Origin of the sequence: Pseudomonas sp. YJ42 (assembly GCF_047225135.1) — a bacterium.
GTDB classification, from domain to species: Bacteria; Pseudomonadota; Gammaproteobacteria; order Pseudomonadales; family Pseudomonadaceae; genus Stutzerimonas; species Stutzerimonas stutzeri_E.
Genome location: NZ_CP178378.1, coordinates 4,535,180 through 4,545,693, shown reverse-complemented (window position 1 = coordinate 4,545,693; position 10,514 = coordinate 4,535,180). Strand labels below are relative to the sequence as shown.

Here is a 10,514-nt window from a genome sequence, read left to right as displayed (position 1 = left end):
GGCGCGACACCGTAGGGTGGATGACGCTCCACCCATCCACCGACGGCAATGGCGGATGAAAAAAGCGTCATCCACCCTACGCCGCTCTGGGTCGCAGGCATCAGAACTCCACCCCTTTCTGCGCCTTCACCCCGGCCTTGAAGGCATGTTTGACCAGACTCATTTCCGTCACGGTGTCGGCCGCTTCTATCAATCCGGGCGGCGCGCCTCGTCCGGTGACCACCACATGCTGCAACATCGGTCGCGATTCGATATCGGCGAGCACGGGCTCGAGGTCGAGATATCCATATTTCAGGGCGATGTTCAGTTCGTCGAGCACTACCAATCCAATGCCCGGATCGGCCAGCAGCTCGGCTGCCACCGTCCAGGCCTCGCGTGCCTTGGCGATGTCACGTTGGCGATCCTGGGTTTCCCAGGTAAAGCCTTCACCCATTACGTAATAGCGAACTTCGTCAGGAAAGCGCCGAAAAAAAGTTTCCTCACCAGTGCTCGCGGCGCCTTTGATGAATTGCACCACCCCGACCTTGATGCCATGGCCGAGCGCGCGGGCAACCATGCCGAAGGCGGAGCTGCTCTTGCCCTTGCCGTTTCCGCTGTGCACCAACAACAGGCCGTACTCGTCTTGGGCCTCGGCAATCTTCGCATCGACAACGGCCTTCTTGCGCTGCATGCGTGCCTTGTGGCGCTCATCGCGCTCGCTCGACTCGGTCATATACGAGCCCCCTGACGCTGGACAGTCCAGACACGCAACCCGCTGAACAGTACCGCGGCGGTTCCGACATAGAGCGCCAGCGTGCCCAGATTACGTGGATAGTAGATGCCGATGCGCTCGACCAGTTGCGCCAGACTTGGATCGGGATAGCGACCCGAAAAGAACAGGAAGCCACCACCGGAAAACAGGTAGCAGACAAACGCACTCAGCATCACCACCCCCGCCAGAACCGCCAGGCTGGATAGCTGATCACGGTGCAATCGCGCGTAGGTGCGCCCTCCGAACCACAACGAGCCGTACGCCGGCGCCAGCATCCAGTAGGCCGGCGACAGGCAATAGCTGCTTACGCCGTTCCATTCGATAGCGGCAAAATCCAGCAGCGAAGCCTCGACGAACAGTGCCGGAAAGACCCAGCGTGGCGCGAGCAGCACACCGGCGAGGAAGAACACCGCCCAGGATGCGCTCGGCAGGTTCACCGACGCGAAGTGCTGGCCGCGGGTCATAGCCATCAGCGCCACCAGCGCGATGCCAACGGCCAGTTGGGCCCTGGGGGACAATCTGATCATTTGCGTTCTCCTTGTAGGTCGTTGGAACTGCGTTAGAGCGCCTGATAGCGAACCGTGAAGTGAACCGCCCGACCGGGCTGCTCATAGGTCTGCGCGGTTTCGTAGTCACGGTCGAATAGATTCGTCAGCCTGGCCTGTAGCCGCCAGGACGCGTCGATGCGGTATTCGCCTCGCAGATCCACCAGCGCATAGCCGGGGAGCCGCTCGGCATCGGCGTTGCTTGCCCGGTCGTAACGCTGACTGGTCGTGTAAAAGGTAGTACCGACGCCGAAGCGACCAATCGTGCGGTCCAGATCGATATTAAGTGCGCGTTTGGCGCGGCGCGGCAGCAGATGTCCGTGATTGGCCTTGCTGCGGTCTTGGGGGTCAAGAATCGTCAGAGTGGTAGCGACATCCCAGCCAAGCAGGTTTGTCGCGACGCTGCCTTCGAGGCCACGGATCCGCGCGACATCCAGATTCTGCGGCTGCATGGGGTCGCTACCGGTCCAGATAATCAGATCGTTGATCTGGGTCTCGAACGCGTTCAGGCCCCATTCGCCCCATTGCTGTTGGCCTTTCAGGCCCAATTCATAGCTTTGCGACTCCTCGGGCGTGAGGTCCGGATTGCCTGCGGTGAAGCCCGTATCCGGCGCATACAGGTCATTGAACGTCGGCGCCTTGAACGCGGTACCGTAAGACGCGCTGAGCACCAGGTTGTCCCGAAGATCGTAACTCCAACCCAGATTGCCGGTGTCGTGGCTGCCGAACTGCTCGTTGTCATCGCGACGCAGACCGGCCAGCAGGCCATGTCGACCGAAGCGGGCCTGGTACTGCAGGTAGGCGCCCTTGTTATCACGCGAATCGATCGCATAGGCATCGCTCACGTCGATGCGATCCTGCTGATAGTCGAAACCAAGCGTGAGCAACTGCTCGTCGGTGATGCTGAAATCGTTCTGCCAGCCTAAGGTGTCTCGCTCGGTGTCGAAGCGTGAAAAGAATTCACCGTCGCGGTGGTTATCACTGTTGTCTTCGCTGTGCCCGCCCTGGAGGGTCACCAGCCAGGGCTCGATCGGCGTGAACCGAGCGCGGGCGCCCACGACCTGCTGACCACCGTCGCTGTAGGCGAAGCGGCCGCTGTTGCCCGAGGAGACTCTCGAGTCGTAGTCGCTGTGGGTCTCGACCTGCAGCCAGCTGCCATCCAGTTCCAGGCCATTGTCGAACCGGTAGCCGCCTCTTAGCGAGCCGGATAACTCACGGTAGCCGTCAGCATCCGCCTCGTACGCCCGAGGGGCCGTGGTGCGATACGCGCGGGAATTGGTGCCGTCAGTGGATTCGCTGGCAACGCCAAGATTGAACCAGCCAGCACCTTGCCCGCCGGAAATGCCCGCCGTACCGTTGAAACTGGAGCGACTGCCTGCGCCAACCGAGAGATAGGGCCTGAATCCATCGCCATCGCCCTGGCGAGTGAAAATCTGCATCACACCGCCGACCGCCTCCGAGCCATAAAGGCTCGAACGCGGCCCGCGCACCAGCTCGATACGCTCGATCTGTTCCACCGGAATGCTCTCCAGCGATGCGCCGCCAGCGGTCGCCGAACCGACCTTGATGCCATCCACCAGGACCAGTAAATGCTGGCTGCTAGTGCCGCGGATATACACCGACGAGGTTTTGCCGCGTCCGCCATTGGCTGAAACGCTCACCCCAGCAAGTCCCCGCAGCAGATCGAGCACGCTGGACGCCTGGCTGCGCTCGATCTCTTCGCGGCTAATCACGGTGCTTGATGCGATGCGACTGAACGAGCGTTCGGTACGGGTCGCCGTGACCACCTGTTCATTGAGGTTGACCGGCTGAAGCGTCTGGGCGAAAGACAGCGAAGAACAGCCAAGCAGCGCGCAGGCTGCAGAGGCGGTAAAGGACGTGCGAATCAAGTTCAGGTCTCCGTCGTGCCCGCCGCACGACAAATAGTCGATAAAGGCAGACGGAGATCGCAAAGAAAGGAGTGCAGGTGCAGGCAGCCGCACCCCGATCAGCGCCCGCCGCACTGCCGTGGAATGCGACAGGCCGGTCTCCGGGCTCGCGAGCGGATGCCTGTGGCACCCTGAAAAACCGCGCCTTCCCATGCCTGTGGCACAGTGGCTATGAGCGGTTTCCTGTCTCGCCTACCGTTGCGGGGGCAGCGCCGGAATCTTCCAAAGAATGGACCGGCTTCCCTGTTTCACCCTTCTGGCTTTTTGCCAGGGGGCACCTGAAGCAGCGCGGAGGTTAGTCCAAGGCCCCACGCAGCGCAACTGGAAGCGCGCGCGAGTAGCTCTGCGGCAGGTTTGAATACCCTTCTTGGAGATTTACCGGAACGCCGGACGCTGAACGGCTTCGAATGCAACAATGCCCATCCGCCACCGGCCCCAACGAGAAGACGCCAGCCAATGACGACCATCGTGCAGATCTCCGACACTCACTTCGGCACCGAGCAACCGGGCGTGGTGCAAGCCATGGAAGATCATGTGAAGGAGCACGGGGCCGATCTGTTGATCTTCTCGGGCGATATTACCCAGCGTGCCAGAGTTTCGCAGTTCGCTGCAGCACAGGCCTTCGTCCAGCGTCTGCACGGCCATGGTATTGCCGAAACGTTAGTGATCCCGGGCAATCACGATATTCCGCTGTATAACGTTTTTGCGCGCTTCTTGATGCCCTATCGAAACTACCGGCGGCACTTCGGCGACGACCTCGAGCCCACGTTCGAGAACGACGAAGTGTTGATCATCGGCCTCAACACCACGCACCCGCGGCGGCACAAAGACGGGCTCGTCACCGATGAGCAGGTGCAGGTGGTCACGCAGCGGCTAAGGCAGACCAGCCCGAACAAGCTGCGCATCGTGGTCGCGCACCAGCCCTTCGGTGCCATGGTCTTGAGCGATCTGAGCAATCTGCAGCACAACGCCGATGACGCCTTGCACCGGTGGGCCGACGAGGGGCTGGATCTGGTAATGGGGGGGCATATTCACTTGCCCTACGTGCTGCCGTTGTCCAGGCAATACCCAGGACTGTCGCGGGAGATCTGGATGGTCCAGGCCGGCACCACGCTGTCGTCACGGGTCCGCGGCACGTCACCGAACTCCTTCAACCGTCTGAAGCTCCGCTCCGGCACCGGCAAGACGGCCTGTGTGGAACGTTGGGATCTGCTAGACGACTGCTTCGTGCTGGGTTCGCACTTCAACCTGCATTGGTAGCCGCAGCAGATGCACCTTCCACGGCCACCTGCTGCGCCTGGTACGAACGCTGCTAGCCGAGCGAACCCGCCACAGCCAGCCCCGTCAGATAAACACCGGCAAACCCGAGATTGAATGCGATGAATAGATACAGGCTGTACCTGAGGTAGCTGCCGAACGTCAGCCCCGGCACCTTGCTCATCGCGACGATCCCCGCGGCGGACCCTATCACCAGCAGCGAACCGCCGACCCCGACCGCATAGGTCAGCACCATCCACTCGGCTACGCCCATTTCCAGTCCGGACTTGAGCAACGCGGCCGTCAGCGGCACGTTGTCGATCGCGGCCGATAGCACGCCCATCAGATAGTTGGCCAGCACCGCCGGGACCTGGTCGTATATGCGCACCAACCCGTCCAGTACATGGATCTCCTTGAGCATGCCGACTAACAGCAGAATGCCGAGGAAGAACAACAGGGTTTCGAATTCGACTTGGCGCACGTACTCCAAGATCGGATCGGTTTCGATGTCATCACTGAAGAAGCGCGCCACCAGGAACATGATCGAAAGCCCGGTAAGGAACGTCAGCACCGGTGGAATCTGGAAGAAAAAGTTGCCGGCGATGGTGCACAGAATGGTGCCGAGGAAAATCAGCGCAATGGCGATGTCGACCCGACGGACATCGGTTCGGTGGCTGGTGACCACCACCTGCCCATTCATCCCGACCGAGAGCAATGCAGCCAGCAGCAGCACCGCCAAAAATGCCGGGAGCGCCAGCAGCAGCAGTTGCAGGATTTTGACCTTGCCGGCGAGGAAGATCATCAGGGTGGTGACATCACCGGTGATTAACGCAACGCCACCGGAGTTGACCGCAAATACCACCAGAGCGGCGTACTTGATGGTCTTCTCCGCGCTGAGTTTGAGCGACATGATCAGGGTGATCGATACCAGGGTCGCGGTGATGTTGTCCGCCAGTGACGAAAACACGAAGCAGAATGTCGCCGTCAGAAACAACAGCGCGCGCTCACTGATTCGCTTGGGCAACACCAGATAGATCAGATTCTCGATCATGCCCTTCTTGTTCAGGTAGGCGACGAAGGTCATCGCAGCCACCAGAAAAATCCAGAGCCCGGCAATTTCCGCGATGTTTTCGTTGAGGCTTTCCAGCACCAGGTCGCGCTCGGCGCCTTCGGGTGAAAATACGAACAGCAGCATCCAGGCCAAGGTGCCGAAAAACAGCGTGACCTTGGCTTTGTTCACATGGGTTATTTCTTCCAGAACGACACCGAGCAGGGCGGCCACGGCGAGGCCGATCAGCACGTACTGAAGTATTTCAGGCATAAGGCACCTAACGTATAAGGGGGAGACGGTTCGTGCGCAGGATGCGCACCCGAGAAGTTGGGGCGCCGATCATAGCCAAAGTGCGACAATTCGACACCTGACAAATGTCAAACTCCGATGTATTTCCAGATATTCCGAGGCCGCGAATCAGTGGCGAGGTACGAATCCGGCCGGCTTGGTCGACAACCAATCGACAAAGGTGCGCAGGCGCGGATCGCTCAGCAAGGCGTCGCGGCTGTTGAAGGTGAGCGCTAGCTCTTTCTCGCTGAACAGGCGATGAATCTGGTTATGGCAGGGCCGGCAGACCCAGAGCGTGGCGGTGATCCGCGTTTCCTGCCCGAAGCGCTTGCGGACATAGCTTTTGCCATGCAGCGCTTTGGGAATCAGGTGATGGCGGGTCAACGGCACCAGCCGCAGGCACAGCTCGCAGGCTTCAGGCTGGTCTGGAAGTCGTATGATCGGCACCATTCAACGTGACCCGAATCGCAACGTGAAACAACTGTGCTTAAGGCTCGCTACCCTGGCGGCCACGATGAAAGCGGTGCCGCTCGTCGGTTCTCAATCCGGCCAGCGTCTGCGAGTTACGGATTGCGAGCGAGCCGCTCACCGTCGAGTACGCGTTTGGCACTGAGGTAGCTGTTCTGCCAATAGCGGTTGGAAAGACTGTCCAGGCGTACGGTTCCACCAGTTGACGGCGCGTGGACGAAGCGCCCCTCCCCCACGTAGATCGCGGCATGGCTGACCCGCCTTCCGCCACTGGTGGCGAAGAACAGCAGATCGCCTGCTTTGAGCGCATCGCGTTTGACGGTCTGGCCACGCATGGCGTTCATCTCGCGCGTGGTCCGGGGTAGCGCGACTCCTGCCGCGCCTCGGTAGACATAGCCGATCAGACCACTGCAATCAAAACCGCCGTCAGGGGTGTTGCCGCCATAGCGATAAGGTGTGCCAACCAGCCCCAAGGCGGTGAACAGAACCTCTTCCGCGGTACCTGGGTATTGCTGGGCAGGAGGCGTCGGCATGATCGCAACCGGCTCGACGGGAGCACGACTCGAACAGGCGGTCACCAGCAAGGCGGTCACTAGTACGGTCAGAAATCGGGCCAGAAGAAGCATGGCAGAGCAGTCCAGGCAAATGAGCCATCACTCTGCCGGCATGTGTTCGCCGATGCAAGCCCGGTAAGCCGCTGTTTCAGCGATCAGTGATGAGTGGGAACCGAGCTGGAATCATGTGCCAAGGCCAGAACACGCTTGGCCTGCATGAAGCTGGAACGCCAGTAGGCCTCGTCGAGGCTGTCGACACGCACGCCTCCGCTGCGGCGACTGGCCGAGTGGATGAATTGATCGTTGCCGATGTAGATGCCGGCGTGGCTGACCCGGCCGCGGCCGCGATTGTTGAAGAACACCACGTCGCCTGGCTCGAGATCGCTGCGGGCGACCTTCGGTGCGTCCAGGTTGATCATCTCGCGAGTCGAGCGGGGCAGCTCGATGCCGGCTTCCTTGCGGAACAGGAAACTTACGAAGCCGCTGCAGTCGAATCCTGTCTTCGTGGAGCTGCCGCCGTAGCGATAAGGGGTGCCTACCAATTTGAAACCCTGCTCAAGCACGCTTTCGGCCAGGTCGGGCAGCTGGTAGCTCTGCTCGTCGGCGAGTTCACGCAGTTGTTGTTCGGTGGGTTCGTCGGTATCAGTCTGAGCCTGTTCCGCCTCGCGCAGGTCGGTGGGGAGGCTGAACGCGAAGCCCGGTGCGAGAACCGACGTTTCGGCCCGCTCGGGCTGGCTGGCGCAGGCGGCCAACAGCAGGACCAGCGAAACGGGTAGCAATGGAAAGAGGTGTCGGCGCATGACATAAGACGTCAGGAAGTCGAAGTGGCGGAACTATGCCTGCTGACGATTCGATGAGCAAATTCAATCGCCGAAAATGTGACGAACCAGCCGCGACAAAACGTCTGCCGCCCCCTCGGCGATGTGCACGTCGACCAGAAACGACAGTTCACTGGCAGAGGGATCGATTTGCGCCGTAAAGCCGCCACTGTTTCGCACGCGAAGGAACGGCTCGACAATATAGGCAAAACTTGCCGACGTCCCTACCGCCACCACAACGTCAAAACCTTTGTGCAGCTCATCATGCAAGCGCCCCAGCGCCGAGTCTGGCAGCATTTCCTCGAACAGCACCACTGGCGGCCGCAGCACCCCGCCGCAATCTACGCAGCGTGGTGGTAGGGGGCGAGTGAGATGATCGGCCAAGTCGACGCTTTCCTGACCGCACGCCATGCAGAACAGCGGTGCAAACGTACCGTGAATCTCGATAAGTCGTTGTGGCGGGCTTCCCGCCGCCAGATGATAACCGTCGACGTTCTGGGTCAGTACCCAGCAGCCCGGCTTGCGCTGCTGCAGCTCGGCGATGGCGAAGTGACCGGCGTTGGGCTTGGCGGCGATGCAGGCGCGGCCGATTTCAGCCAGATACTTCCAGCACAGCGCCGGATCGAGCCCGAGCATCGGTCCGGACAAGGCCGTTTCGATCGGCAGGCCATCTTCGGTGTGACCGTTATAGAGTCCGCCCACGCCGCGGTAGGTCGGCAATCCGGAGTCGGCCGAAAGCCCGGCACCGGTGACGATCAGGATGCGCTCCGCTTGTCGCAACGCCTCGGCAATTTGCTGTATGGCCCCGTCCAACTTAGCCCTCCTCGACCATCGCGCCCGTCCAGCGTGTCTTTCAAAAGTCGCGGATGCCCGTCAGCTCGAAACGCATCATTCTCAATGATTGACGGTAAACGCCAGCATAGCTGACAGCTGGCACATCGGTCGGCCGCTCTCGTCGTGCCAGCGGTTGAATACCGATTGCACCGCCGCTAGGTCGCGCTGGCTGCTGGGTACCTTGTCGACGACCTTCTGCGCCTTTAGCGCCGCAACGACGTCGTTGCTGGGGATGAAGGTGTCCTTTCCCGCCATGCGCAGCAGCCGCGGCGCCGACAGGCCGCCGAGCTGGCTGCCGTGTTTGGCCAGGTAGCGCCACAGCCCGACGATGTCGGTTATCGGCCACTCAGCGATCAGGTTGCCGAAGCTACCGCGCTCCTTGGCCACGTCGAGCACGAACTGCGCGTTACGCGGCACGCTCTTGAGCTTGCCCAGATGGCGAATGATTCGCGCATCCTGCATCAGACGCTCGATGTGCTCGCCGCCCATGAGTACGAGCTTTTCCGGATCGAAGCGGAAGAACACCTCCTCGAAAGCCGGCCACTTCGCGTCCACCAGACTGTGTTTGAGCCCGGCACGAAAGATTCGCAGGCTGATCAGCGACAGATAACGGTCATCGGGAACCGCCCGCAACTCATCGGGGCTGCTCGGTTGCGGCAGCCGATTTTCCAGAGCCGCGGCCGAACCGAAACGATTGAGACAGTATTCGTGCAGCCATTTGTAATCGTGCATGCGGGACCTGAAACGTGGAATCGAAACGAGCCGTACAGGGTGCCCTTGGCAATCCGGCCCCGCAAGCCCGACCGTCGCGGTCGGGCTTGCCGGCTTATCCTCGTAGGCGCATCGCGGCGTGTCGCAGCATCCGCTCGGTTGCCGCCCAGCCCAGGCAGCCATCGGTGATGGAGACGCCATAACGCAGGTTTCCGGCCAGCGGCTGACAGCCATCGAACAGGTGACTTTCGAGCATCACCCCGCGCAGGCTCGAATCCCCAGCCAGGCGCTGATCGATCACCGATTCGAGCACCGCTGGCTGGCGCAGCGGGTCTTTGCCACTGTTGGCATGGCTGCAGTCGACCATGATCCGCGGCGTAATGCCCTGGCGCAGCAACGTTTCGCGCGCCTTGGCGACGCTCTTTTCGTCATAGTTGGGGCCCACGTGCCCGCCACGCAACACCAGGTGGGTATCCGGGTTGCCGCGGGTTTGCAGCAGCGCCGGATGCCCGAGGTCATCGATGCCGAAATGCTGGTGCGCGTGCTCGGCCGAGCGCATTGCATCACAGGCGATACCCAGGCTGCCGTCGGTGCCGTTCTTGAAGCCCACCGGCAAATCCAGGCCACTGACCAGTTCGCGATGAATCTGCGATTCGCAGGTACGCGCGCCGATCGCCGCCCATCCCAGCAGGTCATCGAAGTAGCCGGCCGCCAGGGGCTGCAGCAGTTCGGTCGCAATCGGCAGACCGCGTTCGAGAATGTCCAGCATCAGCCGACGCGACAGACTCAGGCCTTCAGCCATGTCGCCGCTACCGTCCAGACGGGGATCGTAGACCAGCCCTTTCCAACCGACCGTGGTTCGTGGCTTTTCCACGTAAGCCCGCATCACCAGCAGCAACCGATCATCGACCTGAGGCGCCAGCTCGGCGAGGCGGTCAGCGTATTCAACGGCGGATTCGGGGTCGTGCAGCGAGCACGGACCGACCACGACGAGCAGTCGCGGGTCACTGCCATCGAGCACGGCGCGGATAGCGTTGCGGTCGGCATGGACGCGTGTGGCGAGCGCGTCGCTGAGCGGCACACGCTGACGCAATACGGCGGGGCTGGGCAGCGGATGAGCGCTGCGTCTGGACGGGGTAGCGACGGGATTGCAATTGACGAGCTGAGCGGAAGTCGGTGCGTTCATGATCTGGCGGTCCTTTGGCCGGCGCGGCATCTCTGCCGCGTCGGCGCTAGCGAAGTGTTCGGTCTATGGGTGTCGGAACAGCGGCGTTGAAGCGGCTAAATCGCCAGTCATAGCGGTAGGTGC

Annotated in this window: 11 protein-coding genes and 1 riboswitch; of the genes, 1 reads left to right on the top strand and 10 read right to left on the bottom strand. The window is 61.4% G+C overall.

Annotated elements, in window-relative coordinates:
- Window positions 1-100: 100 nt before the first annotated feature.
- From cobO to btuB, 3 genes are read right to left on the bottom strand one after another with little or no spacing between them, the layout of a single operon-like run.
- Complete coding sequence (gene cobO, locus ACL0K2_RS21075; RefSeq protein ID WP_239611951.1) at window positions 101-712, bottom strand: cob(I)yrinic acid a,c-diamide adenosyltransferase; 612 nt, start codon at window positions 710-712, stop codon at window positions 101-103.
- The gene (locus ACL0K2_RS21070) at window positions 709-1,278 is read right to left on the bottom strand and encodes a hypothetical protein (RefSeq protein WP_045161142.1); all 570 of its coding nucleotides are present in this window, start codon (window positions 1,276-1,278) and stop codon (window positions 709-711) included. Before ACL0K2_RS21070 ends, cobO begins: the two co-directional genes overlap by 4 nt.
- 32 nt (window positions 1,279-1,310) lie before the next feature.
- Window positions 1,311-3,182: a TonB-dependent vitamin B12 receptor gene (btuB, locus tag ACL0K2_RS21065; protein WP_413044501.1), complete on the bottom strand. Its 1,872-nt coding sequence runs from the start codon at window positions 3,180-3,182 to the stop codon at window positions 1,311-1,313.
- A gap of 116 nt (window positions 3,183-3,298) precedes the next feature.
- Window positions 3,299-3,521: riboswitch (cobalamin riboswitch) on the bottom strand.
- A gap of 159 nt (window positions 3,522-3,680) precedes the next feature.
- Here btuB and ACL0K2_RS21060 point away from each other — a divergent pair.
- On the top strand, window positions 3,681-4,484 hold the full coding sequence (locus ACL0K2_RS21060; protein ID WP_045161141.1) for a metallophosphoesterase family protein: 804 nt from the start codon (window positions 3,681-3,683) through the stop codon (window positions 4,482-4,484).
- A 52-nt stretch (window positions 4,485-4,536) separates the two neighbouring features.
- On the opposite strand, the gene nhaD is transcribed toward ACL0K2_RS21060, so the two are convergent.
- From nhaD to ACL0K2_RS21025, 7 genes are all read right to left on the bottom strand, one after another.
- A complete protein-coding gene (gene nhaD, locus ACL0K2_RS21055; RefSeq protein ID WP_045161140.1) occupies window positions 4,537-5,802 on the bottom strand; it encodes a sodium:proton antiporter NhaD in 1,266 nt (421 codons plus the stop codon).
- Window positions 5,803-5,949: 147 nt separating this feature from the next.
- Complete coding sequence (locus ACL0K2_RS21050) at window positions 5,950-6,270, bottom strand: hypothetical protein (protein WP_413043369.1); 321 nt, start codon at window positions 6,268-6,270, stop codon at window positions 5,950-5,952.
- Between the two features lie 113 nt (window positions 6,271-6,383).
- Window positions 6,384-6,914 (bottom strand): C40 family peptidase, encoded by a 531-nt coding sequence (locus ACL0K2_RS21045; protein ID WP_045161139.1) that lies wholly within the window; start codon window positions 6,912-6,914, stop codon window positions 6,384-6,386.
- Window positions 6,915-6,997: 83 nt separating this feature from the next.
- Window positions 6,998-7,642 carry a C40 family peptidase gene (locus tag ACL0K2_RS21040; RefSeq protein WP_413043368.1) on the bottom strand — a complete coding sequence of 215 codons (645 nt, stop codon included), beginning with the start codon at window positions 7,640-7,642 and terminating at the stop codon, window positions 6,998-7,000.
- Window positions 7,643-7,705: 63 nt separating this feature from the next.
- Window positions 7,706-8,473 (bottom strand): NAD-dependent deacylase, encoded by a 768-nt coding sequence (locus ACL0K2_RS21035; protein ID WP_413043367.1) that lies wholly within the window; start codon window positions 8,471-8,473, stop codon window positions 7,706-7,708.
- An 81-nt stretch (window positions 8,474-8,554) separates the two neighbouring features.
- On the bottom strand, window positions 8,555-9,226 hold the full coding sequence (locus ACL0K2_RS21030) for a DNA-3-methyladenine glycosylase I (RefSeq protein WP_045161135.1): 672 nt from the start codon (window positions 9,224-9,226) through the stop codon (window positions 8,555-8,557).
- A gap of 94 nt (window positions 9,227-9,320) precedes the next feature.
- Window positions 9,321-10,391 carry a 3-deoxy-7-phosphoheptulonate synthase gene (locus ACL0K2_RS21025; protein WP_045161172.1) on the bottom strand — a complete coding sequence of 357 codons (1,071 nt, stop codon included), beginning with the start codon at window positions 10,389-10,391 and terminating at the stop codon, window positions 9,321-9,323.
- Window positions 10,392-10,514 lie beyond the last annotated feature (123 nt).